Source organism: Paracoccus sp. (in: a-proteobacteria) (assembly GCF_047605025.1).
Classification (GTDB): Bacteria; Pseudomonadota; Alphaproteobacteria; order Rhodobacterales; family Rhodobacteraceae; genus Paracoccus.
Genome location: NZ_JASGGO010000039.1, coordinates 1 through 26774, shown reverse-complemented (window position 1 = coordinate 26774; position 26774 = coordinate 1). Strand labels below are relative to the sequence as shown.

Below are 26774 nucleotides of genomic sequence, written 5' to 3'. Positions count from 1 at the left end.
TGGCCTCGGCCAGATCGCGCACCACCTCGACGGCGAAATCGTCGCCCGCGAAGGCTTCCGCCCAGTGGTCCGAAGGGTGCGCCCCGATACGCTCCGCGATGGCGGCATGGACCTGCGCCTTGTCGGCGCCGGGGTCGCGCAGCGTCTCGGGCAGGTCGATGGTATCGCAGAAATTCCGCCAGAACTTCGCCTCGATGGCGGCGACGGCGATGTATTTGCCGTCCGAGGCGCGGTGCAGGGCATAGCGCGGCGTGCCGCCGGTATGGCTGCTTTCGCCGGGCCGGGGTGCCGCGCCATCATGGGTCAGGACCGCCAACTGCCGGGAAATCCAAGGGAAGCCCTGCTCGGCCATGGCGATGTCGAGGAAACTGCCCTGCCCCGTCCGCTGACGCTGCGCCAGCGCCAGCAGGATGTTGATGACCGCCGGATAGGTGCCGCCGCCGAGATCGGCGATCAGCGCCGGGGGCAGCGCCAGCGCCCCCCCTTCGGCGCCGCCCAGCGACAGCAGGCCGTTGCGCGCCAGATAGGTCAGGTCGTGCCCCGCCCGCTGCGCGTTCGGCCCGGTCTGACCAAAGCCGGTGATCGCGCAATAGACGATGCGCGGGTTCAGCGCCGAGACGGCGCCATAGCCTAGGCCCAGCCGTTCCATCACGCCGGGGCGGAACTGGTCGATCAGCACATCGGCCCCAGCCGCCAGCTTCAGCACCGCATCGCGCTCGGCGGGGCTCTTCAGATCCACGGCAAGGCTGCGCTTGCCCTTGTTCAGCATGGCGAATTGCAGGCTTTCGTCCGCGATCTGCGGCTTGTTGAACCGTCCCGGATCGCCACCGTCGCTGCGCTCGACCTTGATGACGGTGGCGCCGGCCTCGGCCAGCATCAGCGTGGCCAGAGGGCCGGGCAGCGTGGTCGAGAAATCAAGGACCTTCAGGCCCGAAAGGGGTTGGATCATGGCCTTCTCCCTCAGCGCCAGATGCCGTCGACGGCATCGAAACTACCCGTCCGCAGATCGGGCCGCGCGTTCTTCAGCGCCAGTTTCGAGATCTTGTTCGAGGCCGTGCGCGCGAACTGGTCGACATATTCGATGTAGCGCGGCAGCTTGAAGGCCGCCAAGGAACCGCCGGCATGGTCCAGCAGGCGCTGCGGCGTCACCTCGTCCCGGCCGGCGCCGGGCACAAGCTGGACATAGATCTTCACCTCCTCGTCGCGATATTCGTCGGGCACGGCGATGGCCGCCACGTCCAGCACCTGCGGAAAAGAGCGGATCGCCGCCTCGACCTCGATGGCCGAGATGTTTTCCTTGCTGCGGCGGATGATGTCCTTGATCCGGCTCTGCCAGTAATAGAAGCCATTCTCGTCCTGCCGAAACAGGTCGCCGGTGTGATACCAGCCGTTTTTCAGCGTCTCGGCCGTGGCCGCCTCATTGCCCCAATAACCCAGCGCGATGCCGGGGCCGCGCACCAGCAGTTCGCCGACCTCGCCCTGCCGCACGTCGTTGCCCCCGGCATCCACGATGCGGCATTCGCGGAAGGCGTCCGGCAACCCGCAGGAACCCGAGCCGACCATGCCCGTCACCCCCACCGGCATGACAATGGCAGAACCGATCTCGGTCATGCCATAGATCTCGCGCACCGGGGCGTGCAGGCGTGCCTCAAGCGGGGCGTGCATCTGTTTCGGCAGGCCCGAGGCCGTCACCCAGGCCAGATTCAGCTTGGCGTAATCCGGGTGCTCGGGCAGCTTCGCGGTCTGGCTGGAGACCGCGCACATGTTGATGTCGTTCTCCACCAGCCGCTGGACATAGCGGTTCAGCGTCGGCTTTTGCGCGACGCAGAGCGTCGCGCCGATATACATGGCCATCGCCACCCGCCACTGCCCGCCCATGTAGTAGATCGGCGAGTCGATCAGGATATTGCGCGGCTCCGGCCCCTGGCGCGATCGCACCCAGCCGGAAACCGTATGCCAGCTATGTGGCAGCATCGCGGGCTTGGGCAGGCCCATCGAGCCGGAGGTGTAAAGGATGCTGGCCAGCGCCTCCGGCTCGCCATCCACGCGCGGCGCATCGCCCATGACGGCGGCCATTACCTCGTCCCATTGCGCCAGTCCGGGCACCTGCCCGCCATGGACGATGATGCGGTTGCGGGCGACGGGCAGGCCCTGCCCCTCGGCCGTGTCCAGCAGCCCGATATGCGCGATGTCCAGGATCAGCGTATCGGCATCGGCGCTGCGCAGGGTATAGGCGACCTCCCGCGGGACCAGGTTGACGTTGACCCCCAGCGCCACCGCGCCCAGCCGGTGCAGCGCGATCCAGGCGGCGGCGATGGCCGGGACATTGGGCAGCGCCAGCGCGACGTGATCGCCGGCCCGGATGCCGAAGTTATGCAGGGCGGCGGCGCAGCGGTCCACCAGCGCGCCGAATTCGCGATAGGTCAGTTCAGACCCGTCGCCATCGACCGGGCGCCAGAACACCCGCTCGCCAAAGCGCGCGACGGCCTCGTCGCACAACGCCGGCAAGTTGCGCGGCAGGGTCTTGGCCTCGGTCTCGGCCCGCCGGATGGCGGCCTGTTCCAGTTGCCGGGCAATCGTCGACATCATTCGTCCTCTCGATTCTTCAAATCCAGCGGCCCGAGGCACCCCGCACACCCGTCAAAGGCGCGCCATCAGCCCTCGACCGCCCTGACCGTTCGGGTGGGCCGTCTGGGCTGGCCGCCAAGCTGGGCGGTAATGCCTTCGGCCTCTTTCAGCATGGCCGGGATGATCCGGTCCATCTCATCACAGGTCCACCGCCCCTCGGGGCCGGCGATGCTGATGACCCCGACCACCTGACCGGGGCCGTCGAAAACCGGCACCGACACGGCCGATGTTTCGGGCGCCACCTCGCCGAAACTGCGGGCAAAGCCCTGTTCGCGGACCCGAGCCAACTCTTCTTCCAGCTCCCGAATGGCAGCCTTGGTCAGCCCCGCGCGCTTATAGAACAACGCATTGCGACCGGCATCCAGCCAGGCGGCGGCGGCGCGGCCCGGCGCACCCTGCGCCATCTGAATGGCGCGGCCGATGCCGCTGTTCACATGCAGCCGCTGCATGGATTCCACGCCCGCCACGCACATCAGTTCGGTCATGCCGACCGTGAACAAGCTGACGGTTTCCCCGCTGAGCATCGCCAGCCGGTCCATCGCCGGGCGCACCAGCTCGACAAAGGTATTGCCGCGCAGCATCCCCGCGGCCATGCGCATGATCGCCGGCCCAAGGCTGTAAAGCTTGGTCGCCTCGTTATATGAGACGAAGCCGCGCCGGGTCAGCGACTTCACCAGCCGATAGGCGGTGGGGGCGGTCAGGCCGCCTTCCTCGGTGATGCCGGGCAGCGATACCGCGCCCTTGCTGGCGATCAGTTCGAGGATGTCCAAAGCGCGGTCGATGGCCTGGGTGCCCCGGCTGGTCTTGTCCGTCATGAAGCCTCCGTTTCCTGGTTCCGCCCCATGCGATGCACGGGGCAGGACAGGATATGGCAGATTATCGGTCTGAAAGCACTCAAGCTTTCGCCCCAACCGCGACCCAGCGCAGCCGCCGCCCCAGCAGCCAGCCCAGCACGCGGTCGCTGACCGTGCCCAGGATGCCAAGGGTGAACATACAGGCGATGACGTAATCCAGCCGGAACTGGCTGTAGGAGTCGATCAGCACATAACCGATCCCCGAACGCGCGCCCAGCATCTCGGCCACGACCACGGTGGTCCAGGCCAGCGCCAGCGCGACGCGCAGCCCGGCGGCGATGCTGGGCAACGCGGCGGGCAGCGTGACCGAAAACAGGATGCGCTTTCGGCTGGCGCCCAGCATCTCGGCCGCGCGCACCAGCCCGCCATCGGCATAAGAGGCGCCCATCATGCTGTTGATATAGACGGGAAAGAAGGTGGCCAGCGCGGTCAGGAAATAGGCAGGCTTGTCACCGATCCCCAGCACGATCAGCGCCAGCGGGATCCAGGCCGTGATCGACACAGGCCGGATGGCGTTGATCGTCGGGTGCAGCGAATGGCGCACCAGCGGGTAGAAGCCGACCATCAGCCCCAGCACCACGCCGACGGCCGCGCCGATAAGATAGCCGATCATGATCCGCTGAAAGCTTGCCCCCAGATGCTTCAGCCACTGGCCCGAATAGGGACTGGTGCCGATGCTGCCGGTCAGGAAATCCCAGAAAGCGGCAATCGAGGTCGTGAAGGATGGAAACAGCCCGTCCGCCAGCATCCTGTTCGCGCCCACATATTGCCAGACGGCAACGACGCAAAGCGGAAAGATCCAGGCGGCGGCATATTGCTGCAAGACATTCAACTGCACGCTGTTACGGCGAGATTTGCGCATGAGGCGTCCCTTCGGGATTGAAACGAGGGGGGATCGCCCCCTCGCTGATCGGTCGTGATGACGGTCGCTTACTCGACGCCCTTGCCCAGTTGCTCTGCACCAAGGCCGGTTGCCTTCTCAAGAAAGCCATAGTCGATCAACTGGGTCAGCGCCGCGCCGGTATCGGCCGGGATCACCTTGAACTCCGCCAGGTTGTGAGCGATGCGGATCATGGCCTTGTCCTTCATCTCCCACTGGATCGGCATGTTCTTGACCGCCTCGATCATCAGGTCGCGGTCACCCGAGGCAGTCTTGAGATAGGTATCCACCCAAAGATCCTTATCGGCCTCATAGGCGCGCCAGTTGGCGACATAGGCGTCGATGGCGGCCTGCGCGCCCTTGGGGTCGCGCTCCAGGAATTCGGTATTGGCGATGATGACCGTCGGCACGCCCGCCTCGCGCACCAGCACCTTGTTGATATCCTCGGCCAGGACCCCGCCGGCGTTCACCGCCATGGTCGAGAAGGGCGCATAGGTCACGATCGCATCCAGGTCGCCGCGTTGCAGCGCAAGGATCTGGTCGGTGGGCGAACTGAGCGTCGTCAGTTCCAGGTCGCGATGCAGATTCAGGCCGGCACTGGCCAGGGCAATCTGGAACTTGAAATATTCATTCGAGCCGCGCACCAGGCCGACGCGCTTGTCCCGCATGTCCTCAAGCGTCTTGACCTCCGAACCCTTGCGCAGAACCACCGCCGTCGTGCCGTCGCCCAGCCCCGCGACCATCCGCAAGGGCAGGCTGTTCGTGGTCGCATAGGCCGAGGCCACCACGTTGAACGCGGTCGGGCCGATGTCGATCTGGCCGGTCTGCACCGCCAGCAGCACATCGCCCGAACTGCGAAAGCCGCTCGTCTCGAACGTAACCTTGTCGCCCTCTGCCGTCGTGACGCTTTCCGGCAGCCCCATCCAGGCTGCCCAGGTCAGCGCCGGAACCTGCGCCACGCGCACGGTGCTGTCCTCGGCCCACGCGGATCCGAAGGACATAAGAGCAGTGATCGCGCCAAGCGCGAATACCTTCATATGTTTCATGGTCATGTCTTCCCTGTTGTGATCTTTCTGGCCGTCCGGTTATCTGGCGGCTCTTTCGGCTTCGACGTGCAGGATATCGAACAGCATCCGCCGGGCTTCCTGGAACTCGGGCGTGCTGGTCAGGGCATAGGTGCGTGGCCGGGGGAAGGTGACGATATGCTCGTATTTCACCTTGCCGGGCGAGGCGGTCATCACCACGATCCGGTCGCCCAGCAGCAGCGCCTCGTCCAGATCGTGGGTGATGAACAGCACGGTCTTCTTGTCGCGCTCCCACAGTTCCAGCAGCAGCTCCTGCATGATGATGCGGGTCTGCGCGTCCAGCGCGCCGAAGGGTTCGTCCATCAGCAGCGTGCCGGGATTGTTCAAGAGCGTGCGGGCAAGGCCAAGGCGCTGGCGCATGCCGCCCGACAGTTCCTTGGGCAGGTGCTTTTCATAGCCCTTCAATCCGACGCGGCCGATGATGTTGGCCACATCCTGACGCAACGCGTCGTCGATGCGCTGATGACGAAAGCGCGGACCGGCCAGGACGTTCTCCTCGACCGTCATCCAGGGGAAGACGTTGGAATCCTGAAATACCACGCCACGGTCAGGTCCGGGCGCATCGACCGGATGGCCGTCCAACAGCACATGCCCCTCGGTCGGCTGGATGAAGCCGGCCAGCGCGTTCAGCACCGTGGACTTGCCGCAGCCGCTGGGACCAAGCAGGCATAGAAATTCGCGATCGGCAATATCCAGGTCGAAGCCCCCGATCGCCTGCTTGGCCTTGCTGCCCGACCCGAAGGCCACCGTCAGCCCATCGATTTCAATAGTTGGCACCGCGTGTCATCCCTTCCCGTGGCTTCTTCGCGCATCGCGCCGCCCTGCACTCCGTCGACAAGGGCGACCACTTTCGCATCGGCAAGCAACTCATCGCGGCATGTTTCCGAACACTGGAATCATCCACAATGTGATTTAACTATTTTATATTGCGAAATACTGACAGCCTGTCAACGGATTTCCGGCACGCAGCGTCACAAATATGAAAATTATTTTATATCAGTAAGATATGATCAATATGACTTACGTTTAAGCCTGCCTGACGCCGCGATTTGGCCGCCCAGACAGAATGACGAAACAGACTCACGCCATCTGGACAATGCGAAGCACATTGTGAGATGTGTAAGCCACAATATGAATTTTGTTCGGGGGATTAGGGTGGGCAAGATCGCAATCTTCGGCATCGGCGGGGTCGGTAGCCTGGTGGCCCGCGCCTTGGCTGCCGCACCGGAAATCAGCGAAATCAGCGTCTTCGCCGGGAACGCCGCCAAACTTCGGGCCGAGGCGATGGACCTGCGCATCGCCGCCGAGAATGCCGGGAACGAACGAATCACCATCCGCGCCGAGATGCTGGACCTGTTCGACCACGACCGCACCTCCACCATGCTGGCGGCGATTCGCCCCGATGTGCTGGTCAATACCGCCACCATGCGGTCGTGGTTCGCCATCGCCTCGGCCCTGCCGCAGCCGGTATGGCGCAAGCTATATTCCGCCAGCCGCTTCGGACCGTGGCTGCCGATCAACCTCGCCCCGGCGGTCTGCTTCATGCGCGCCGCCCGCGCCGCCTGCCCTGATGCGGCCACGATCAACGTGGCTTTCCCGGACGGCATCAACCCGATCCTGCACGGCATGGGCCTGACCCCGACGCTGGGGGCCGGCAATTCCGAGATCCTGCATTCCGTCCTGCGCATCTCGGCGGCCGAAATGCTGGGCGTGCCGGTGGCGGAAATCGATGCCGAACTGATCGGCCATCACTTCCATCTGGCCAATCTGGACCACGATACCGCCTGGACCGACCGCGCCTTCTGGTATCGCCTGCACCACAATGGCCGCGACGTGACCGAGGAACTGAGCGCGCGCGGCTTTCAGGCGGTGATGCGCCGCAACTGCCCGCATAAAAGCCCGGTGCCCGCCGCCGTCTCGACCGCCAAGAACACCCGCCGGCTGCTGGGCGCCGATGCGGGGCGGCGGGTGCATTGCTCGGCCCCTGCCGGCCTTGGCGGCGGGACCGAGGTGGTTTTCATGGACGGGTGGCCAGCGATCACCCTGCCCGAGGGCGTCACCGCCGAACGGCGCGACACGATCCTGGCGCGCGCGATGCAGGCCGAGGGCATCGACGCGATCCTGCCCGATGGCCGCATCCGCTTCGGGACAGCGGAGGCCGAGGCGATGCGCGCGCAACTGGGCTATGACGTGACCATTCTGGACCCGGCCGAGGCCGAGGCGCGCGGGCACGAATTGCTGGCGCGCTTCGATGAGATCGCAGCCCGCACACCGGAGGCGTGATGCTGAACGGTTCCGCATCGTTCCATCTTTACGACATCGGCGCGCGCGCGGCGTCCCGCCCGGCGCTGGCCGGGGATATAAGCGCCGACATCTGCATCGTGGGCGCCGGCTTCACCGGCCTCTGGGCCGCATGGTGGCTGCGCCAGACCTGCCCCGACCGCGCCATCACCATCATCGAGGCCGAGCGCGTGGGCTATGGCGCCTCGGGCCGCAACATGGGCTGGGTCTCGGGCAAGCCGATCGGCCATCGCGGACGGCTGGCGCAGGGGCCGGGCGGCGATGCCGCCGTCGTGGACCTGCGCCGCGCCTGCATCGAGGCCGTGACCGAAATCCCCGCCCTGATGCGCGAACACGGGGTGAATATCGACGCCCGCCACGGCGGCTATTTGCAATATGCCCTCAACCCCGCCGGGCTGGCGCGGGTGCGCGCCACCGTCGCCGACCGCGCAAGCTGGGGCATGGACGAAAACGACCTGCGCTATCTGACGCCCGAGGAACTGTGCCAGCATATCCGCATCGACGGTGCTCTCGGCGGCCTCTACAGCCCGCATTGCACCCGCATCCAGCCCGCGAAACTGGCGGTGGGGCTGGCCGGGCTGCTGGAGGCGCGGGGCGTCACCATCCATGAACAGACCCGCGCGCTGGAAATCGCGCCGGGCCGGGTGGCGACGGATCTTGGGACCATCCGCGCCAAGGTGATCCTGCGCGCGACGGAAGCCTACAGCCCCGCCCTGCCCGACACCCGCCGCGCGATCATCCCGATGCGCTCCTCGATCCTGGCGACGGAACCGCTTTCGGCCGCCGAATGGGACAGCATCGGCTGGCAAAATGCCGAGGGGCTCTACGGCGCCGAACACGCATCCTATTTCGCCACCCGCAGCGAGGATGGCCGCATCCTGATCGCAGGGCGCGGCTTTCCCTATCGCTATGGTTCCGCCGTGGATCAGGACGGGCGTATCGACCCGCCGGTGATCCGCGCGCTGGAACAGGGGCTGGCGCGGCTGTTCCCCCTGGCCCGGCCGCGCATCGCCCATGCCTGGTGCGGCGTCTTCGGCACGCCCCGCGACTGGGCGCCCTCGGTCCGCTTCGACCCGGCCACCGGCATCGGCGGCGCCGGCGGCTATGCCGGGCAGGGCGTGGCGGGCGCCTATCTGGCCGGGCACACGCTGGCCGATCTGGTCGCGGGGCGCGAAACCCGCTGGACCCGCCTGCCCTGGACCAACCGCCGCTCGCCCGACTGGGAGCCGGAACCGCTGCGCTGGCTGGGCGCGCGCGTCAGCTATCACCTGTTCCGCGCCGCCGACCGTTCCGAACAGCGCAGCCAAAGCCCCGAAACCTCGCGCCTTGCCCGCTTCGCCAAGTGGCTCACCGGGCGGCCCTGACATTCATCGACAGAAAGGACAGCACCATGATCGAACAGGAACGCCACGGCGACATTCTGGTGATCCGCCTCAACCGCCCCGAAAAGCTGAACGCCTGGGACACCCCGGCACGCGAAGCCTTCCGCATCGCGCTGGAAAGGGCCGACAAGGACGACGAAGTGAAGGCCGTGGTCGTGACCGGCACGGGTGAGCGCGCCTTCTGCGCCGGGGCCGACCTGAAGGAATCCGGTATCGGCGTGCCCTCGGACGCGCGCAAGCGGATGGACCTGTTCCTGCAACTCTACACCTCGGTCCTGTCCTTCCGCAAACCGCTGGTGGCGGCGCTGAACGGGCTGGCGGTCGGCTCGGCCTTTCAGGTCGTGCTGCTGATGGATTACCGCGTCGGCCATGCGGGGGTGAAGATGGGCCTGCCCGAGATCAATTCCGGCATCCCCACCGTCTCTGGCTCGACCATCCTCAACTGGGCCGTGGGGCTGAACCGCACCCGCGAAATCTCGGTCTCGGGCCGCATGATCCACGGTGACGAGGCGCATGAGCTGGGCCTGATCGAGGAGCTGGCCGCGCCTGGGGATGTGCTGGAACGCGCCTTCGAGGTCGCTCGGCAACTGGCCTCGAAAAAGCCCCATGCCTATGCGGAAACCAAGGCGTGGCTGCGCGACCTGCGCCTGCCCGAACTTGCCGCCGCCTTCGAGCGCGCCTTCGAGATCCGGCAGCGCAAGGACGTGGCCTCCTCGATCCAGACCGGCGTGGCCGGTTTCAACAAGGGCTGAAATCCCCGCCGGCCGCCCCCTGGCCGGCACCCCCCTTTCCAGCAGGCAATCACGATGTTCAGGCAGGCAAGCAGACTAGATAACGTCCCCGTATCCGCCTCGGCCGCGCTGACCCAGATGGCGCGCGAGATCACCCAAGGAGGCGGCAACGTCATCCCGCTGTCGCTGGGCGAGCCGGATTTCGACACGCCCGCGCATGTGGTCGAGGCCGCCCATGCCGCCGCCCTGCGCGGCGAGACGCGCTATCCGCCCCAACCCGGCACCCCGGCGCTGAAATCGGCGATCCGCGCCAAGTTCCTGCGCGACAACAATCTGGACTATGCGCTGGACGAGATCATGGTCGCCAATGGCGGCACGCAGATCATCTTCGACGCCTTCATGGCCTCGGTGAACCCCGGCGACGAGGTGCTGGTGCCCGCGCCCTACTGGATCAGCTATGCCAATATGGTGAAATTCGCCGCAGGCGTGCCGGTCGCCGTCCCCTGCCATGAAGAGAACCGCTTCAAGCTGCGCGTCGCGGATATCGAGGCCGCGATCACGCCGCGCACGAAATGGCTGGTGCTGAACTTCCCCAACAACCCCACCGGCGCCGCCTGCACCCGCGCCGAGATGCGCGAGATCGCGGACCTGCTGCTGCGACACCCGCGGATCATGGTGCTGACCGACGACATGTATGAGCATATCCTTTACGATGGCGCCGAATTCTGCACCATCGCCCAGGTGGAACCCGCCCTGCGCGACCGGGTGCTGACGGTCAACGGCGTGTCCAAGACCTATGCCATGACCGGCTGGCGCGTGGGCTTCTGCGGTGGGCCGAAGCCGCTCTTGGCCGCCATGCTGAACGTGCAGGGCCAGACGACCAGCGGCATCTGTTCCGTCGCGCAGGCCGCCGCCGCCGCCGCACTGGACGGCCCGCAGGACTATCTGGCCCTGCGGCGCGATTCCTACCGCGCCCGGCGCGATCTGGTCATGGGCCTGCTGGCCGAGACGCCCGGCCTGCGTTGCCACCGCCCCGAGGGCGCCTTCTATGCCTTCCCCTCGATGCAGGCGCATCTGGGCAAGCGCAGCAAGGGCGGGACACCGATCGAAAACGGACAGGATTTCGTGCTGGCGCTGTTGCGCGAAAAGCATGTCGCCACGGTCTATGGCGCGGCTTACGGCATGGAGGGGTATTTCCGCATCTCTTACGCCGCCAGCCCGGCGCAACTGACCGAGGGCTGTCGGCGCATCTCCGAATTCTGCCACGAACTGTGCTGAGGCCCGGCCATGCCCATCAATCTGGACGAGATCAAGCGCGTGATCGAACTGGCCGCGCGCAGCGGCGTGGCCTCGGTCGAGGTGACGCATGAGGGGCTGCGCGTCCGGGTCGAGAACGCGCCCGGCCGCGCGCCCGCGATGCCGGCGCCCGTGGTCCCGGCACATGCCGCCCCGCTGCCAAGGGTCGCTCCGGCTTCCGCCCCCACCGACGGCGCCACGGCAGTGCGCGCGCCAACGGACGGGGTGATCTATTACCGTCCCTCGCCCGATGCGGATCCCTTCACCACCGAGGGCGCGCAGATCGAGGCCGGCCAGACCCTGTGCCTGATCGAGGTGATGAAGATGCTTTATCCCGTCACCGCGCCGCAGGCCGGCCGGGTGCGCCGCATCCTCGCGCAGGACGGCAAACAGGTCGAATTCGACGAGGTGCTTCTTGAGCTCGAATGACCGCCCGCATATCGTCCGCTTCGGCGAGGCGGCGCTGGTGCTGGACGCGCCGGGCAAGATGGACCTGCACGCCCAGCAACGCGTCTGGGCGCTGGATGCGGCGCTGAAGGAACAGGCCGGGATCGTGGAAACGGGCATGGGCATGGGCAACCTGCTGGTGTCCTTCGATCCCGACCGCTGGCGGGCCGAGGCACTGGCCGATTGGCTGCGGGACGCCTGGGCGCGGCTGGAGCCGCTGGAGATCAAGGGCCGGGTCTGGGAATTCCCGGTGATCTATGGCGGCGCGCGCGGGCCGGACCTGGCCACGGTCGCCGCCCATGCCGGTGTGACGCCGGATGAGGCCGCGCGGATGCACGCGGCGCGGGATTACATCATCTTCGCGCCCTCGGTCACGCCGGGCTTCGGCTATCTGTATGGTGTCGATCCGGCGCTGGTGCTGCCGCGCAAGCAGGTGCCGATCCTGCTGCGCGAGCCGGGAACGATCAGCATCGCCGGGGTGCAGGCCACCATCGGCATGACCCCCGGCCCCAGCGGCTGGCATGCGCTTGGCCATACCCCGCCCTTCGACCACCCTTTCGACCCGCATCGCGACCCGCCGCTTCGCGTCGCGGTCGGCGACCGCATCCGCTTCACCATCCGGGACGTGCTGCCATGCTGAAGATCATTGGCACGCCGCCGCTGAACTCGGTCCAGGACCATGCAAGGCCCGGTTATCGCGATATCGGCCTGGTCCAGGGCGGGGCGATGGACGATCTGGCGCTGTCGCTGGGCAATGCGCTGCTGGGTAATCCCGACGACGCGGCGGGGATCGAGGTGCAGACCTTTCCCCTGCGCCTGACCGTGACCGAGCCGCATCCGGTCGCCGTGACCGGCGCGGCGGCGGCCTTCCTGGACGGTGCGGCCCTGCCCCCCTGCTGGGCGGTGCGGGTGCGGCCGGGGCAGGAACTGCTGCTGAAGCGGGGAAGCGGCGCGCGCGGCTATGTCACCGTGGCGGGCGGAATCGACGTGCCTCTGGTGCTGGGCTCGCGCGCGACCGACCTGCGCAACGGCTTCGGCGGGCATGAGGGGCGGGATCTGCGGGCGGGCGATCCGCTGCCCGTCGGGCCTTCGGCGAACGCCCCCCGCGCGCAGGATTTCGGCACCCTGCCCCCGTGGCAGGCGCTGGCCTTTACCGACGCGCCCGACCCCGATGTGCTGCATATCCGCGTGGTGGCGGGGCCAGAGCATGACGGTTTCGACGCCACGTCCCGCGATGCTTTCTGGCAGGAAGAATGGGCGGTCTCGACCATGACCGACCGCATGGGCATCCGGCTTTCGGGCGCCAGGCAGGAGGGAGGCAGGCTGATGATGGAGCGGCCGAAGGAGTTGCGCTCGGGAGGGATCCTGCCCGGCGTGGTGCAGGTGCCGCCCTCGGGCGAGCCGCTGATCCAGTTGCGCGACGCCAATGGCGCGGGCGGCTATCCCCGCATCGGCGTGGTGATCCGCGCCGATATGTGGCGCGCGGGACAGGCCCGCCCCGGCACCCGCCTGCGCTTTCACCGCGTGACGCCCGAAGAGGCGATCGAAGCCGCGCACCGGAAACAGCGCCTGATCGATGAGTTGCGCCGCGACGTGGCGCGCTATGCCGAACTGCCCGGTTTCACGGAGTGAGAGGAAGATGGCGTGAGGGGAAGATGCTGACCGAAACCCAGATCGACGAATTGACCACCCACGCCCGCGCCTGCGGGGTCGCGGCGGTGGAGATCGCCACCGAAAGCTGGTCGCTGCGGCTGGAACCGGGACTGGCCGTCGCCCCGCCCCCCGCCCCGCCGCCAACGATGGTGAAAGCCCCCGGCATGGGCCGCTTCCACCCTGCGGCGAGGCGGGGCGAAGTGGTCGCTCGGGGCCAGGTCATCGGCTTCCTGCGCACCGGCGCGCTGCTGCGCCCGCTGCGCGCGTCCGCCTCGGGCACGTTGTCCGCCCTGCTGGCCGGGCCCGGTGACCTGATCGGCTATGCGCAAGAGATCGCCGCGATCCAGCCCGACGGGGGCCAGCATGCCGCATGAATTCGACCTCAACGCCGATATGGGCGAGGGCTATGGCGCCTGGCGACTGGGCGACGACCATGCGCTGCTGGCGGAACTGACCTCGGCCAATATCGCCTGCGGCTATCACGCGGGCGATGCCGGGATCATGGCCGCGACCTGCGCCCGCGCGGCGGAACTGGGCGTGGCCATCGGCGCGCATATCGGCCTGCCGGACCTGATCGGCTTTGGCCGCCGCCGGATGCAGATCGACGGCCCCGGCTTTGCCGCCCATGTCCTTTACCAGCTTGGCGCGCTGCAATGCATCGCCCGCGCCGCCGGAACCAAGGTCACCCATATCAGCTTTCACGGCGCGCTTGGCGACATGGCCTGCGCGGATGAGGGCTTGGCCATGTGCCTGATCGGCGCGGTGGCCGGCGTCGCGCCGGAACTGGTCGTCTCGACATCGCCCGGCACGATGCTGATGCGGGCGGCGGGGCGGCACGGGATGCGCAGCCTTGGTATCTTTTCCGCCGACCGGGGCTTTGCCGAAGATGGCAAACTGCTGCCGCGCAGCCATCCGCAGGCGCTGCTGACCGACCCCGAGGCGCTGGCCCGCCGCATCCGCCGCTTCATCCGCGAGGGCGTCGTGGAAACCGTCACGGGCACCCTGCTGCCCGTCGATGCGCAAACGATGATGATCCACGGCGACACGCCCGACGCCCCCCGCATCGCCCGCGCCATCCGCCACGCGGTCGCGGCCGAGGGCGCGCTTCTGGTCCCCCTGCACCGCCTTGCCCCGGAGGCGCCCCATGTTTGACACCGTCCTCATCGCCAATCGCGGCGAGATCGCGCTGCGCATCCTGCGCGCCTGCCGGATGCTGGACCTGCGCACCGTGGCGATCTGTTCCCAGGCCGACCGCGACAGCCGCTGGCTGCAAAAGGCCGATCAGGTCCTGTGCATCGGCCCGACCCCCGCCGGGCAAAGCTATCTGGACCATGAGGCGATCCTGTATGCCGCGCGCGAGACCGGCGCGGGCGCCATCCATCCGGGCTATGGCTTCCTGTCGGAGAACGCCGGTTTCGCGGAAAAGGTCGAGGCCGAGGGTCTGGTCTTCATCGGTCCCGCGTCGCAGGTGATCCGCCAGATGGGCGACAAGATCGCCGCCAAGCAGGCGATGCAGGCGGCGGGCGTGCCCTGCGTCCCCGGCCCCTCGACCCCCTTGCCCGACGACCCCGCCAAGGTCCGCGCGCTGGCCGGGGCGCTTGGCTTTCCGGTCATCGTCAAGGCGGCGGGCGGCGGCGGCGGGCGGGGCATGCGCGTCGTCCACACGGCGCAGGAGTTGGACCAGGCCGTCCCCCTGACCCGCGAAGAGGCCCGCAAGGCTTTCGGCAACCCCATGCTTTACCTAGAAAAATACCTCGACCGCCCGCGCCACATAGAAATTCAGGTGCTGTGCGACAGCCATGGCAACGCCATCCATCTGGGCGAGCGCGACTGTTCGCTGCAACGCCGCCACCAGAAGGTGATCGAAGAGGCCCCCGCCCCCGGCATTGCGCGCGAAGCCATCGAGGATCTCGGCGCGCTCTGCACCCGCGCCTGCCGGCAGATCGGCTATCGCGGCCTCGGCACCTTCGAGTTCCTCTATCAGGACGGCATCTTCGCCTTCATCGAGATGAACACGCGCGTGCAGGTCGAACACCCGGTGACCGAAATGGTGACCGGCATCGACCTTCTGCGCGCGCAGATCATGGTGGCGCAGGGTCAGCCGTTGCCCTGGCGGCAGCAGGACATCCGCATCCGGGGCCATGCGCTGGAATGCCGGATCAATGCCGAACATCCCGAAACCTTCCTGCCCTCGCCCGGCCGGGTCACGCGCCTCGACCTGCCCGGCGGGCCGGGGGTGCGGATCGACACGCATATGGTGCAGGGCGACGTGGTGCCGCCGAGCTATGACGCGATGATCGGCAAGCTGATCGCCCATGGCATCGACCGCACCGACGCGCTGCGCCGGATGGAGGGGGCGCTGGCCGAGACCGTGATCGAGGGCATCCGCACCAACATCCTCTTCCACCGCCGCCTTTTGCAGGACCCGAAAGTTCGCGAAGGTGGGCCGACCATCCACCATCTGGAAGCCTTTCTGGCCAACGAATAAAGGACGCGACATGGACGAAACCGCCGCCAGAGACGCCTTCGAGCGCGCCTTGCAGACCCATGCCCCTGGCTTTGGAACCTTCTTCCTCGCCCGCCTGCTGGATCTGGACATCACCTACCCGGAGGGAAAATGTGTCGTCCGCATGCCGGTACGGGATTTCCAGTTCAACCCCGTGGGCAGTCTGCATGGCGGCATGATCGCCACGGTCATGGACATCTCCATGGGCCATCTGCTGCGCCACAGCTATGGTGCCGGCGGCGCGACGCTGGAGATGAAGGTGCAATATCTGCGCGCCCTGACAGAAGGCACCGTGCGCGCCGAGGCGCAGTTCCTGCGCAAGGGACGTGGTCTGGCCTTCGTGGAATCGCGGCTTTACGACGATCAGGACCGGCTGGCAGCGGTGGCAAGCTCCACATGGAAGATGCCGGAGGCGCAGGAGGGTTAAATATCTGTGCTGCTCACGGTTGCCGCGACGCATGGTGGCCAGCTTGCCACCTTCGACCACAAGCTGTCGGCCGCCGCAGTCCAAAATGGAAAAGCCGCTTTGCGCCAGATAGGGAGCCATTGACGGTTAGCTCTGAACTGACCAGCTTGCTCCCCCAGCCCCGGGATCAGCGAACGAAGGCATGCCCGATCCCGATCACAGTACTTGCGACGACAGCCTGTCGAACAACTCACCATTCTGTTTGTTCACCGAAAACCTCTACCCTCGGTTGCTGGCCGGCAGATCATGCCGATATCGAGAGCGATGCCGGCTGACAGCGTTCAGATTCTCCCGACCGGCCTGCTTACTCAATCACTCAGAGCCCAATCACTCAGAGGCATCGCAGCGCCCACCCGCCCTCATCGGCAATCAAGGGGGGAGGGTATCTGCCGCCATATTCGCCAAACCTGATTCCCATCGGAATGGTATTCGCCAAGCTCAAGACCTATCTTTTCGGTATCTACCTGTCGGACCGGCGGGTGCCGAAAGCGCGGTGACCAGACCGCCCGGCCGGCTGGGACAGGCTGCCGGAGACCGCGTGGGTAAGACCGGTGAAATCATCAGGACTGGAACCCGCCGAATGCGCACCGTTCCGCGCGATGTGATGCCGCGGCGCGGAACCGCCGCCGGGGCGCGGTGTTGGCTGGGGTATCGTGGGAAACCCCAGAGGATTCATGGACCAGACCGCCACCCCATACGCGCTTGCGAAGGCGCGCTGCTGCGTCATCGTCAATACCGGCTCTGGTCGCAAGGTGGGCGCCGGCATCGCCGATATCCTTCAAGCCCGCCTGCACGGCAGGGTGGCGCAACTGGCGATCCGGCAAGTGGACGAGGGGACGGACCTGGCGGGCGAGGCGCGCGAGGCGATCCGGCAGGGTTTCGACCTGATCGTCGCCGCCGGCGGCGACGGCACGCAGGCGGCGGTGGCAGGCGCGGTGACCGGCAGCGATGCGGCCATGGCCGTCATTCCCGGCGGCACCTTCAACTATTTCGCCCGCGATCTGGGATCGGGCGAAACGGTCGAGGCGGCATTGCAGATTTTCGATGCGCCCACCCTGCGCCGCATCGATGTCGGCGAGGTGAACGGCATGATCTTCCTGAACAATTTCAGCTTCGGCGCCTATCCCGAGATCCTGAAGCGGCGCGAGAACATCTATCGGCGCTGGGGGCGTTCGCGCATCGCCGCCTATTGGTCGGCGCTTGCCGCGCTGTGGAACCTGCGCCACCCGCTGCGGCTGACGGTGCGCGCCAACGGCACCGAGCGCCGCTTCACCACCGCCCTGGCCTTCGTCGCGAAGAGCGCCTATCAGCTCGACAGCTTCGGGCTGGAAGGCGCCGACTGCATCCGCGAGGGCAGGCTGGCGCTTCTGGTCGCCCGCGCCCGCCAGCCGGGACCGCTGGTGCGCGCGGCACTGCGGCTGGCCTTGGGGAAATCGGCGCGCTATCACGATTTCGACCTGATCAGCGCCGAAGAGATGGAACTGGAAACCCTGCCCAGGCATGAATACGTCGCCCATGACGGGGAAAAGGACTGGATGGATTCACCCTTCCATGCTCGCGTCCGGCATGGCGCCCTGGCGGTTCTGGTGCCGGCGGATAACAGCGGGCAGGATGCGGAATGACCCGGCTTCTGCATCTGTCCGACCTGCATTTCGGCTATGAGCGCACGGCGCTGATCGAGCCGTTGCTGGAGCGGGTGAATGCCGCCCGGCCCGATCTGGTCGTGGTCACGGGCGACCTGACCCATCGCGGCCGCTCGGCACAATTCGAGCAGGCGGCGGCCTTCCTGTACCGGATCGAGGCACCGTTGATCGCGGTGCCGGGCAATCACGACATCCCGTTCTACAAGCTGACTGACCGGATGATGAAGCCCTATCACCGCTATCGCCGCGCGATCGCCAGCAATCTGGAACCCGTGGGACATGTGGGCGAGCTGCGTGTCCAGGGCATCAACAGCGTCGATCCGATGGCCTGGCAGCGCGGCGTGATCACCGTGGCCCAGATGCACCGCGTGGTGCTGGGCATCGAGCGCGACTGCGTCAACATCGCCGCACTGCACCACCCGCTGCAACAGGCACCCGAGGTGGACAAGGAGTTGATGCGCGGCGGCCCCGAGGCGCTGGACCTGTTCGAGCGGGAAGGCATCCAGGTCGTGCTGACCGGACATCTGCATGTCTGGTCGGCGGGGCGGTTCCTCGGTCGCGAGGGGCGCAGCATCCTGCAGATTCAGGCGGGCACGGCGCTTTGCGCGCGCGAGGGCGACCGGCTCAACGAATTCGCCGTGCTGGACTTCGACGGCCCGGACCTGCGGATCGAGCGCCATATTGCGCCAATGGGCGAGCCGGGTTTCCGCCCACCCGAAGAAATCCGCTTCACCCGCCGCGACAGTCGCTGGCACCCTGCCTGAACCTATATTCGACGGCCGGCTTCTTTCTTCATGTGAGAACCTGCGACAGTCGTCGTTCCCGGTCCTGCGCCAGGCTGGATCGCCGCGTTGGTCAGGCGCGGATCCTCTCGCCCTTGGGGTCATACCAGGGCCCAAGGCGAAGCTGGATGGGATAACGTTTCAGCGCCACCTCGACCTCCCATGTGCCGCCGTCGAGCCAGCCCTGCGTTACCCCGTCGGGACAGGTGACATAGGCCAGCCCCAGCGAGGCCTCGACGCGGTGACCATAGGCCCCGGACATGACCGAGCCCACCAGTTCGCCATCGCGCAGGATTGGCTCATGATGGTAAAGCATCGGTGCATCCTCGCCGCCCCGCAGCCGCACCTGCACCAGTCGGCGCCGGATCGGGCCTTCGGCCTTTTGCGCCAGCAGCGCATCACGGCCGACAAAGCCGCCGGGCTTGTCCATCGCCACGGCGAAGCCGAGGCCCGCATTGAACGGGGTGTCCTCTTCGCCGATATCATGGCCCCAGTGGCGATAGCCCTTCTCCATCCGAAGCGAGTTCAGCGCGAAGTAGCCTGCTGGCTTCAGGCCGAAATCCTCGCCGGCCCGCGCCAGAACCTCCCAGACATGGGCGGCATATTCGGCCTCGATCAACAGTTCGAAGCCCAGCTCGCCGACGAAGGTCAGGCGGCTGGCGCGCACCCTCGCATAGCCGAGGTCGATCTCGCGCGAGGTGCCGAAGGGAAAGCCCTCGTTGGAGAAATCGTCCGGCGAGACGCGGCGCAGCAGATCGCGCGCCTTCGGCCCCATCACGGCCAGCATCGGCAGGGCCGAGGTGATGTCGCTGACATGGACCCGCGCATCTTCGAGGATATTGCGTTTGAACCAGGCAAGGTCGCGGCGCTGCGAGAGGGCGACCGTCACCACCAGAAACTCGGTTTCAGAAATACGGATCACCGTCACGTCGGCCTCGATCCCGCCGCGCGGGTTCAGCCATTGCGTATAGACGATCTTCCCCGGCGCCACGTCGCAGTCGCCCGCGCAGATCCGGTTCAGCGCGGCAAGTGCATCCGGTCCCTCGATCCGGTATTTCGCAAAGCAGCTATAGTCGAAGACCGAGACGTTTTCGGCGGTGTTGCGGCACTCAGCGGCGACATTCGCAAACCAGCTCGGGCGGTGATAGGAATATTCGATCCCGGCGATCTCCTCGGGCGTGCCGAAGAAACCCGGGCGCTCCCACCCGGCCAGTTCGGTCATGAAGGCGCCCGCCTCCAGCATCCGGTCGTGGAAGGGCGAGCGGCGCACGCCGCGCGCGGTCTCGAACTGCTTGCCCGGCCAGTGCATGTCGAAAAGCGCGCCGATGGTCTCGACCGCACGATCCTCCAGATACTTCCGGTTGCGCTGGAATGACTGGGTGCGGCGGATATCGACGTCGATCAGTTCGACCGGAGGATGGCCCTCGGCGATCCACGAGGCCATCGCTTTGCCCACGCCGCCGGAGGAAAGAATCCCGATGGAATTGAACCCGGTGGCGGAGAAAAGCCCCCTGATTTCGGGCGTTTCGCCGAGGTGATAGCGGTTGTCGGGGGTAAAGCTTTCCGGCCCGTTGAAGAAAAGCTGGATTCCGGTGCGTTCCAGCACCGGCACCCGTTTCATCGCCATTCCGAGATAGGGGCTGATGTGGTCGATATCCTCGGGGATCGCATCGAAACAGAAGCTTTCCGCGATGCCCTTCTGCCCCCAAGGCTTGGCGCCCGGCTCGAAGAAACCGACCAGCAGCTTGCCCGCGTCTTCCTTGTAATAACTCCATTCATCGGCCATGAACATGACCGGCAGGTCGCGCGGCAGGTCCGGGATCGCCCCGGTCACGACATAGAAATGCTCGGCAGCGTGAAGCGGCAGGGTGACGCCGATATCGGCAGCAAGGTCGCGCGACCACATGCCGCCGCAGATCACCACCTTCCGCGCCGCGATCGCGCCGTGATCGGTCATCACCCCGGTCGCGCGGCCGTTCCCGGTCAGGATCTTCGTGACGGTCACGCCTTCCAGCACCTTCGCGCCGCCCATTCTGGCGCCCTTGGCATAGGCCATCGTCACGTCGGCGGGATTCACCTGACCGTCATCAGGGAACCAGAAGCCGCCGACCAGCCCCTCGGTCGAGATCAGGTTCCATCGTTCCTTTACCCCCTCGGGCGTCAGTGCCTCCACCGGCAAGCCGAAATTGCGCCCCATCGAGGCGCCGCGCGCCAGTTCCTCGTAGCGCGCCGGGGTCTTGGCCAGCCGCAGCGAGCCGTTGCGCTTGAACCCGGTGGCCTGCCCGGTCTCGGCCTCCAGCCGCCCGAACAGCTCGCCGGTATATTGCGCCAGTTCGGTCATCCGCTGCGTGGCGCGCAACTGCGTTACCAGCCCGGCGGCATGCCAGGTGGTGCCGCAGGTCAGTTGTTTGCGCTCCAGCAGCACGACATCGGTGATACCCAGTTTCGTCAGGTGATAGGCGATCGAGCAACCGGCGACACCGCCGCCGATGATGACGACTTCGGCCTGAGAGGGGATATTCATGACAACACTCAGCGGTTGGTGTGGATATAATCGGCCATGAGCGAGAGGATCTCGAACATGACGACCATAGCATTTTGCGCGGTGATCCTGTTCGGGTTGTCCTTGGTCGGGATCAGGCAGACCACGTCACCACCAACCACGTTCAGCCCGCGCAGGCCCTGAAGCATCCGGACCGCCTCGCCGATGCGGATACCGGGATAGCCCGGCTCAAGGTTCGAGGCGCCCGGCGCGTCGCAGGGATCGAGGCTGTCGAGGTCGAAGGTGATATAGACCGGGGCATCCCCGATCCGCGCGCGCAGGATATCGACCACGCCTTTCCAACCGATCTCCTCGACCTCATCCATGCCGACGATGCGATAGCCCAACTCGTCCGAGGTGTTCAGCGAGCCTGCGGTGCCGACATTGGGACGGATGCCGACCTGCGTGGACCGTGCCGCGTCGACATGCCCCTCCTGCACCAGGTAGGCGCCCCAATGCGCCGCCGAGCGTTTGTTGCCCAGCCAGTGCGGCAGATGCATCAGCGTGTCGGTGTGGCTGTCGAAATGCACCAGTGCCACCTTCTGCCCGCCAGTCAGGGCGGAATGCGCCCCGGCGCAGGCCTTGACCAGAGGGCCGGTGATCGCGTGATCGCCGCCCATGGCCACGATCCGTGTGCCCGCCTTCTGGAACTGTGCGGCATAGGCCTCGATATGCCGGACCGAGACATCGTTGTTCATCGCCTCCGGCAGCGGCGTGTCGCCCGCGTCGTTGATCCGCACCAGATCCCAGGGCGTGATCCCGAAACGCCCGTGACTGCGCCGATAGAGCGCCGAGATGTTCCTGACCGCGCGCGGCCCCAGATGCTGGTCACGCTCGGTCGAGCCGTTGCCGGAACTGTGCGGCACGCCGATCAGCGCGATGTCCGCAGCCGCCGGGTCCTCGTTCCAGTCGCAGCGGAAGAAGGTCGGGATGCCGTGCCAATACCAGCGGCCGACCTCTTTCTTTGCCTGTGCGATGTCGAAATCAGCCATGTTCTCCTCCTTGGACAGTCGATGCGGGACAGGTCCGCCGGTCAGTGCGAGATCTGGGACAGAAAGGCGCGCGCACGCTCGGATCGCGGCGCGGCAAAGAACTGGTCGGGCGGGGCGACTTCGACGATGCGGCCCGCATCCATGAAGACCACCCGGTCGGCCACCCGTCGGGCAAAGGCCATCTCATGGGTCACGCAGATCATCGTCATCCCCTCCGCTGCCAGTTCGCCCATGACGTCGAGCACCTCACCCACCATTTCCGGGTCCAGCGCCGAGGTCGGCTCGTCGAACAGCATCACCTTGGGCTTCATGCAGAGCGCGCGGGCGATGGCCACGCGCTGCTGCTGACCGCCCGAAAGCTGGATCGGATATTTCCACGCCTGGTCGAGGATATGCACACGCGCCAGATACTCCTCGGCCATTTTCCGTGCCTCCCTGTCGGGAACGCCATAGGCCAGCCTGGGGGCAAGGGTGCAGTTCTCGATCACCGTAAGATGCGGGAACAGGTTGAAGTTCTGGAACACCATCCCGGCGGTGCGGCGCACCGCCAGCACGTCGCGCCCCGCACCGACGCTCAGCCCGTCGAGGACGATCTCGCCGCCGTCATGCGGCTCCAGATGGTTGATGCAGCGGATCAGGGTCGATTTTCCCGAACCCGAAGGGCCGCAGATCACCAGTTTCTCACCCTGCACCACATCGAGGCTGATATCCTTCAGCGCGTGGAAGCTGCCATAGCTCTTGTCGACGTTTCTCAGGCTGATCATGGTCTACCACCCCCGCCTGCGGCGGCTTTCGGCCAGCGCGCCGGCCTCGGTCCGGCTGGCCCAGCGAAAGCGGCGTTCGACCAGCTTCTGAAGGCCCATCAGGCTGTAGACCATGACGAGATACCAGGTCAGCGCCACAGCGTAATATTCCAGAAACTGGAAGGTGCGCGCCACGTTGATCTGGGTGACGGTCATCAGTTCCTGCAGCGAGATGATCGAGGCCAGCGATGTCAGCTTCAGCAGCGTGATGAACTCGTTCATCGTCGGCGGCAGCGCCACCCGCAGGGCCTGCGGCAGCATGATGTAGCGGTAGATATGCGACTTCTTCAGCCCGATGGCCTGACCCGCGGCCATCTGCCCGCCATCGACCGATGACAGCGCCGCCCGGTTGATCTCGACCTGATAGGCGGATTCGTTCAGCGACAGCGCGATCCATGCCGCGAGGAAAGGCGTGAACCATTCCTCGCGGAAGATCGGGAAGATCTGTGGCAACGCGTTCCAGACGAACAGAAGCTGCAACAGCGTCGGCACCGCGCGGAAGAAGCCGACATAGGCCGTAATAAGCTTGCGCAAGACTGACGGTGGGCCGTTCAGCACCACCGCCAGCGGCACCGCGATCAGGATCGCGGCCATATGTGCGGCGACCGTCAGCCCGAGGGTGAGCAGCGCGCCGCGCAGAAAGGGCCACGAAAACAGCGCCTCCTGAAATGTCGAGAAGTCGAAGCTCATGGCCGTTCCGGCAGGTCTATTCGCCGATGCCGTTCAACTGATCGGGCGAGAGGTTCCACTGCTCCACGATGCCCAGCAGCGTGCCATCCGCCACCAGCGCCTTCACCGCTTCGGCGACCTTCGTCGTCTCGGCATCGTCCTTGCGCAGATAGACCGAGAAAGGCTCGAAATCCGCCGCCGGCATGATGAAGACGACCTCGAACTTGCCCGGGTCCTGAAGCTCGCGATAGGCGATCTCGGTATCCTGCGTCACGACATATTGCGCGCGCCCGACCAGCAATTGCTGGATTGCATCGCTTTGCTTCGGGTATTGCTGGATTTTGGTCGGCTCATGGCCCGCGGCTTCCAGTTGGGCGTTCAGTTCTTCCATCCGGCCCGGATAGGAGGTGCCCGACTGGACGGCGACGGTCTTGCCGGCGAGCGTGGCGATATCCCCGATCTGCTCGGCCCCTTTCGCGGCGATCAGCACGGCGGACGTATCGAGATAGGGCACGGCGTTGAAGGTCTTCAGCCGGTCCTCGCGCAGAGTGGTGCCCGAGATCACCGCATCGCAGCGCCCGGCCTCCAGACTGGGCAGCAGCCCCGCGAAATCCATGCTGACGAAGCTGACCTCGGTCCCCCACAGCGCACCCAGCGCCCGGGCCACGTCGATATCGACGCCACTGGGTTCCTTGTCGGCCGAACTGGCCATGAATTCCATGGGCGGAAAGGTCGGATCGACGCAGACCGAAAACCCGTCCGCGACAAAATCCGGTGCGGTCTGGGCCGAGAGAGGCGTGGCGGCGGCAAAGGCGGCCAGCGCGATCAACCCGGTCGTGAAATGACGTGGCATGTGAAGGCTCCCTGTTCTGATTTTCTCGAAGCGTGGGGCCGATCGCGGATTTAGTCAACGAAAATTTCGCTATTTACGAACTTTGTTCGTTATGAATGTATTTCAGGGAGGTATCCGCCATCACGCCGGCGGCGGCGTCATGATGAAGACTGCGGTGGCCGGTGTATCGGCGGAAGGGTTGCGGAACGAATGCGGACGCCTCGGGTCGAAGGTCAGGGAATCGCCCTGATGGAGAACCGTCTCCTCACCCTCGATATTCAGCGCGAGATCGCCGCTGATCACCAGCACCAGTTCCTCCTCCGAACGCAGCGAATAGAGTTGCTCGCCACCGGTGCCGCCCGGCACGATCTCCGACCAGATCGCCTGCATCCGCACCCCCTGGCTGGGCGTCAGCAGATGATCGGAAACGCCGGTCCCACCGAACTTGATCGGCTGCCGCTCCTGCGCGCGCACCAGTACATTCGGCGACGGCGCGAAAAGATCGCCGACCGGCAGATTCAGCGCATCGCAGAGGCTGACGAGCGAAGCAACCGAGGGCGAGGTCTTGTCGCGCTCGATATCGCTGAGATAGCCCTTGGCCAGTCCGGTCTTCGTGGAAACCTCGTTCAGCGTCAGGTCCAGCGCCCGCCGACGTTCCCGCAAAACTGCGCCAAAGCGCAATGAGTCCCGCTTTCCGGCGCCGGCCTTGCCCGAGGGGGGCACTGTTCCGTCTGCAGATCGTCTCGCCATATGAGCCGGGTCTTCCGATAGTTCGTAAATATCGAAGATAGATCGGCCGCCTTGGCACGGGATGCAAGCAGCATTCTCATCGAGGCAGAACCGAGGTCAGCCCTCGCGGAACGGGTTAGTGATCCGGAAGTGCCATGCCGATCAGAATGCCTCGCTGGTCGCGCGCGGCAGATAGGTGCCGGCAGGTGGGCCGCATGGGGCCTGATCGCGCGCGACGGTTCGCCCTCCAAGGATCGTGCGCACCGGCCAGCCGGTGATCTCCAGCCCCTCGTAGGGCGTATAGTCGCAGCCATGGTTCAACCTGTCCTGCCGGATATTGCAAGTCAGGTGAGGGTCCCAGAGCGTGAGGTCAGCATCGGCCCCGATAGCAATGCTGCCCTTGCGCGGGTAAAGCCCATACAGCCGCGCCGGATTCGTCGATGTCAGGGCGACGAAGCGTTGCAGGCTGATGCGCCCCTTGCTCACACCCTCCGAGAACAGGATCGGCAGGCGCGTCTCCACCCCCGGAATGCCGTTCGGCACCCACCGAAACGAACTGCGCGCGCGGGGATTGTCCTTGCCGGTATCGGCCGGGCCATCGAAACGGAAGGGGCAATGGTCCGAGGAGAAGATATCGAAGGTTCCGTCCCGCAGGCCCTGCCAGATCGCGGCCTGGCTGTCGGCGTCGCGCGGCGGTGGCGAGCAGACATATTTCGCGCCGTCGAAATCCATGTCCAGCCCGCGAAGGTCGTCCGCCGTCAGGGTGATGTATTGCGGGCAGGTCTCGGCATGGACCCGCAGGCCGCGGGCCTGCGCCCACTGGATCTGCTCCATCGGCTCACGGCCCGAGACATGGACGATGACGATCGGCACGTCGATCAACTGGGCATGGCTGATGGCGCGATGCGTGGCCTCGCGCTCGGCGATCTGCGCATGGGCCTGACCGTGATAGAACGGCGCGGTGCGGCCTTCGGCTTCGAGCCGCCGCGTCAGGTACCGGATCGCGTCATGGCCTTCCGCATGGACCATGACCAGGGCACGCTCCCGGCGGGCGACCTCGAACACCTCCAGAAGTTCGGCATCGTTCAGAACCAGATCGTCATAGGTCATGAAGACCTTGAACGAGGTATAGCCGTCGCGCACCAAAGCCGGCAGTTCCTGGCCCAGAACCTGCGGCGTGGGATCGGTGACGATCAGGTGGAAGGAAACGTCCGTGTGGCATTTGCCCTGCGCCTTCCGGTGGTATTCCTCGACGCAGGCACGCAGCGACTGACCCTTGATCTGCAAGGCGAAGGGCAGGACCGTGGTGTTGCCTCCCGCCGCGGCCGAGCGGGTACCACTGGCGAAATCATCCGCCATGACGGTCCCGTCCGATGTCGGCTGATCGAGATGGACATGCGCGTCGATCCCGCCCGGCAAGACCAGCAGCCCGGTTGCGTCGATCCGCTCTGCCCCGGTCAGTTCGTCGCCGATCTGGGCGATGCGGCCATTGCGGATACCGATGTCGGCGCGGAAGCTGTCGGCGGCAGTGACAACGGTGCCACCGGCGATGA

General features: G+C 66.2%; 26 protein-coding genes. 13 read left to right on the top strand and 13 right to left on the bottom strand.

Features of this window, described 5'->3' with window-relative positions; all coding sequences use genetic code 11:
• The 6 genes from QM682_RS17250 to QM682_RS17225 form a co-directional block, all read right to left on the bottom strand.
• A partial coding sequence (locus QM682_RS17250) for a CaiB/BaiF CoA transferase family protein (protein WP_415131971.1) occupies positions 1-949 on the bottom strand: 949 nt, incomplete at its 3' end.
• 11 nt (positions 950-960) lie between these two features.
• Positions 961-2586 (bottom strand): class I adenylate-forming enzyme family protein, encoded by a 1626-nt coding sequence (locus tag QM682_RS17245; RefSeq protein WP_415131969.1) that lies wholly within the window; start codon positions 2584-2586, stop codon positions 961-963.
• A gap of 68 nt (positions 2587-2654) precedes the next feature.
• Positions 2655-3443, bottom strand: a complete 789-nt coding sequence (locus QM682_RS17240) for an IclR family transcriptional regulator (RefSeq protein ID WP_415131967.1) — start codon at positions 3441-3443, stop codon at positions 2655-2657.
• 79 nt (positions 3444-3522) lie between these two features.
• Entirely contained in the window at positions 3523-4344 is an 822-nt protein-coding gene (locus QM682_RS17235) for an ABC transporter permease (protein WP_415131965.1), read from the bottom strand.
• A gap of 68 nt (positions 4345-4412) precedes the next feature.
• Positions 4413-5408 (bottom strand): ABC transporter substrate-binding protein, encoded by a 996-nt coding sequence (locus QM682_RS17230; RefSeq protein WP_415131963.1) that lies wholly within the window; start codon positions 5406-5408, stop codon positions 4413-4415.
• 39 nt (positions 5409-5447) lie between these two features.
• Complete coding sequence (locus QM682_RS17225; protein ID WP_415131961.1) at positions 5448-6224, bottom strand: ABC transporter ATP-binding protein; 777 nt, start codon at positions 6222-6224, stop codon at positions 5448-5450.
• A 378-nt stretch (positions 6225-6602) separates the two neighbouring features.
• Here QM682_RS17225 and QM682_RS17220 point away from each other — a divergent pair, with 378 nt between their 5' ends.
• From QM682_RS17220 to QM682_RS17160, 13 genes are all read left to right on the top strand, one after another.
• Positions 6603-7730: a hypothetical protein gene (locus QM682_RS17220; protein ID WP_415131959.1), complete on the top strand. Its 1128-nt coding sequence runs from the start codon at positions 6603-6605 to the stop codon at positions 7728-7730.
• Positions 7730-9112: an NAD(P)/FAD-dependent oxidoreductase gene (locus tag QM682_RS17215; protein ID WP_415131957.1), complete on the top strand. Its 1383-nt coding sequence runs from the start codon at positions 7730-7732 to the stop codon at positions 9110-9112. Before QM682_RS17220 ends, QM682_RS17215 begins: the two co-directional genes overlap by 1 nt.
• Positions 9113-9138: 26 nt before the next feature.
• The gene (locus QM682_RS17210; RefSeq protein ID WP_415131955.1) at positions 9139-9882 is read left to right on the top strand and encodes an enoyl-CoA hydratase/isomerase family protein; all 744 of its coding nucleotides are present in this window, start codon (positions 9139-9141) and stop codon (positions 9880-9882) included.
• A gap of 54 nt (positions 9883-9936) precedes the next feature.
• Positions 9937-11139, top strand: a complete 1203-nt coding sequence (locus QM682_RS17205) for a pyridoxal phosphate-dependent aminotransferase (RefSeq protein ID WP_415131953.1) — start codon at positions 9937-9939, stop codon at positions 11137-11139.
• A gap of 9 nt (positions 11140-11148) precedes the next feature.
• Positions 11149-11586, top strand: coding sequence for an acetyl-CoA carboxylase biotin carboxyl carrier protein (locus QM682_RS17200; protein ID WP_415131951.1), 438 nt, complete (start codon positions 11149-11151; stop codon positions 11584-11586).
• The gene (locus QM682_RS17195; RefSeq protein WP_415131949.1) at positions 11573-12244 is read left to right on the top strand and encodes a 5-oxoprolinase subunit B family protein; all 672 of its coding nucleotides are present in this window, start codon (positions 11573-11575) and stop codon (positions 12242-12244) included. Before QM682_RS17200 ends, QM682_RS17195 begins: the two co-directional genes overlap by 14 nt.
• Positions 12238-13236 (top strand): biotin-dependent carboxyltransferase family protein, encoded by a 999-nt coding sequence (locus QM682_RS17190; RefSeq protein WP_415131947.1) that lies wholly within the window; start codon positions 12238-12240, stop codon positions 13234-13236. Before QM682_RS17195 ends, QM682_RS17190 begins: the two co-directional genes overlap by 7 nt.
• 23 nt (positions 13237-13259) lie before the next feature.
• A complete protein-coding gene (locus QM682_RS17185) occupies positions 13260-13631 on the top strand; it encodes a hypothetical protein (protein WP_415131945.1) in 372 nt (123 codons plus the stop codon).
• Entirely contained in the window at positions 13621-14409 is a 789-nt protein-coding gene (locus QM682_RS17180) for a LamB/YcsF family protein (RefSeq protein WP_415131943.1), read from the top strand. The genes QM682_RS17185 and QM682_RS17180 overlap by 11 nt, the downstream gene beginning before the upstream one ends.
• Positions 14402-15745 (top strand): acetyl-CoA carboxylase biotin carboxylase subunit, encoded by a 1344-nt coding sequence (accC, locus tag QM682_RS17175; protein WP_415131941.1) that lies wholly within the window; start codon positions 14402-14404, stop codon positions 15743-15745. Before QM682_RS17180 ends, accC begins: the two co-directional genes overlap by 8 nt.
• A 10-nt stretch (positions 15746-15755) precedes the next feature.
• Positions 15756-16190, top strand: a complete 435-nt coding sequence (locus tag QM682_RS17170; RefSeq protein ID WP_415131939.1) for a PaaI family thioesterase — start codon at positions 15756-15758, stop codon at positions 16188-16190.
• 713 nt (positions 16191-16903) lie between these two features.
• Positions 16904-17851 (top strand): diacylglycerol/lipid kinase family protein, encoded by a 948-nt coding sequence (locus QM682_RS17165; protein ID WP_415131937.1) that lies wholly within the window; start codon positions 16904-16906, stop codon positions 17849-17851.
• Complete coding sequence (locus tag QM682_RS17160) at positions 17848-18636, top strand: metallophosphoesterase family protein (RefSeq protein WP_415131935.1); 789 nt, start codon at positions 17848-17850, stop codon at positions 18634-18636. The genes QM682_RS17165 and QM682_RS17160 overlap by 4 nt, the downstream gene beginning before the upstream one ends.
• 91 nt (positions 18637-18727) lie before the next feature.
• Here QM682_RS17160 and QM682_RS17155 read toward each other — a convergent pair whose 3' ends face one another.
• The 7 genes from QM682_RS17155 to hydA all read right to left on the bottom strand — a co-directional run bounded on the left by QM682_RS17155 (position 18728) and on the right by hydA (position 26772).
• On the bottom strand, positions 18728-21178 hold the full coding sequence (locus QM682_RS17155; protein ID WP_415131933.1) for a GcvT family protein: 2451 nt from the start codon (positions 21176-21178) through the stop codon (positions 18728-18730).
• A gap of 8 nt (positions 21179-21186) precedes the next feature.
• A complete protein-coding gene (locus tag QM682_RS17150; RefSeq protein WP_415131931.1) occupies positions 21187-22188 on the bottom strand; it encodes an arginase family protein in 1002 nt (333 codons plus the stop codon).
• Between the two features lie 41 nt (positions 22189-22229).
• Positions 22230-22952, bottom strand: coding sequence for an amino acid ABC transporter ATP-binding protein (locus tag QM682_RS17145; protein WP_415131929.1), 723 nt, complete (start codon positions 22950-22952; stop codon positions 22230-22232).
• 3 nt (positions 22953-22955) lie between these two features.
• Entirely contained in the window at positions 22956-23681 is a 726-nt protein-coding gene (locus QM682_RS17140; protein WP_415131927.1) for an amino acid ABC transporter permease, read from the bottom strand.
• Positions 23682-23697: 16 nt separating this feature from the next.
• A complete protein-coding gene (locus QM682_RS17135) occupies positions 23698-24513 on the bottom strand; it encodes a transporter substrate-binding domain-containing protein (protein WP_415131925.1) in 816 nt (271 codons plus the stop codon).
• Positions 24514-24633: 120 nt separating this feature from the next.
• On the bottom strand, positions 24634-25173 hold the full coding sequence (locus tag QM682_RS17130) for a cupin domain-containing protein (RefSeq protein ID WP_415131923.1): 540 nt from the start codon (positions 25171-25173) through the stop codon (positions 24634-24636).
• Between the two features lie 210 nt (positions 25174-25383).
• Positions 25384-26772: a dihydropyrimidinase gene (gene hydA / locus QM682_RS17125; RefSeq protein WP_415131921.1), complete on the bottom strand. Its 1389-nt coding sequence runs from the start codon at positions 26770-26772 to the stop codon at positions 25384-25386.
• Positions 26773-26774 lie beyond the last annotated feature (2 nt).

Excerpts from the sequence above, each read along its gene's own strand:
- QM682_RS17155 (WP_415131933.1), bottom strand. The coding sequence starts at position 21,178 with ATGAATATCCCCTCTCAGGCCGAAGTCGTCATCATCGGCGGCGGTGTC.
- QM682_RS17180 (WP_415131943.1), top strand. The coding sequence starts at position 13,621 with ATGCCGCATGAATTCGACCTCAACGCCGATATGGGCGAGGGCTATGGC.
- QM682_RS17210 (WP_415131955.1), top strand. The coding sequence starts at position 9,139 with ATGATCGAACAGGAACGCCACGGCGACATTCTGGTGATCCGCCTCAAC.
- QM682_RS17160 (WP_415131935.1), top strand. The coding sequence starts at position 17,848 with ATGACCCGGCTTCTGCATCTGTCCGACCTGCATTTCGGCTATGAGCGC.
- accC (WP_415131941.1), top strand. The coding sequence starts at position 14,402 with ATGTTTGACACCGTCCTCATCGCCAATCGCGGCGAGATCGCGCTGCGC.
- QM682_RS17245 (WP_415131969.1), bottom strand. The coding sequence starts at position 2,586 with ATGTCGACGATTGCCCGGCAACTGGAACAGGCCGCCATCCGGCGGGCC.
- QM682_RS17185 (WP_415131945.1), top strand. The coding sequence starts at position 13,260 with ATGCTGACCGAAACCCAGATCGACGAATTGACCACCCACGCCCGCGCC.
- QM682_RS17205 (WP_415131953.1), top strand. The coding sequence starts at position 9,937 with ATGTTCAGGCAGGCAAGCAGACTAGATAACGTCCCCGTATCCGCCTCG.
- QM682_RS17150 (WP_415131931.1), bottom strand. The coding sequence starts at position 22,188 with ATGGCTGATTTCGACATCGCACAGGCAAAGAAAGAGGTCGGCCGCTGG.
- QM682_RS17235 (WP_415131965.1), bottom strand. The coding sequence starts at position 4,344 with ATGCGCAAATCTCGCCGTAACAGCGTGCAGTTGAATGTCTTGCAGCAA.
- QM682_RS17170 (WP_415131939.1), top strand. The coding sequence starts at position 15,756 with ATGGACGAAACCGCCGCCAGAGACGCCTTCGAGCGCGCCTTGCAGACC.
- QM682_RS17200 (WP_415131951.1), top strand. The coding sequence starts at position 11,149 with ATGCCCATCAATCTGGACGAGATCAAGCGCGTGATCGAACTGGCCGCG.
- QM682_RS17190 (WP_415131947.1), top strand. The coding sequence starts at position 12,238 with ATGCTGAAGATCATTGGCACGCCGCCGCTGAACTCGGTCCAGGACCAT.
- QM682_RS17240 (WP_415131967.1), bottom strand. The coding sequence starts at position 3,443 with ATGACGGACAAGACCAGCCGGGGCACCCAGGCCATCGACCGCGCTTTG.
- QM682_RS17215 (WP_415131957.1), top strand. The coding sequence starts at position 7,730 with ATGCTGAACGGTTCCGCATCGTTCCATCTTTACGACATCGGCGCGCGC.
- QM682_RS17165 (WP_415131937.1), top strand. The coding sequence starts at position 16,904 with ATGGACCAGACCGCCACCCCATACGCGCTTGCGAAGGCGCGCTGCTGC.
- QM682_RS17140 (WP_415131927.1), bottom strand. The coding sequence starts at position 23,681 with ATGAGCTTCGACTTCTCGACATTTCAGGAGGCGCTGTTTTCGTGGCCC.
- QM682_RS17145 (WP_415131929.1), bottom strand. The coding sequence starts at position 22,952 with ATGATCAGCCTGAGAAACGTCGACAAGAGCTATGGCAGCTTCCACGCG.
- QM682_RS17135 (WP_415131925.1), bottom strand. The coding sequence starts at position 24,513 with ATGCCACGTCATTTCACGACCGGGTTGATCGCGCTGGCCGCCTTTGCC.
- QM682_RS17230 (WP_415131963.1), bottom strand. The coding sequence starts at position 5,408 with ATGAAACATATGAAGGTATTCGCGCTTGGCGCGATCACTGCTCTTATG.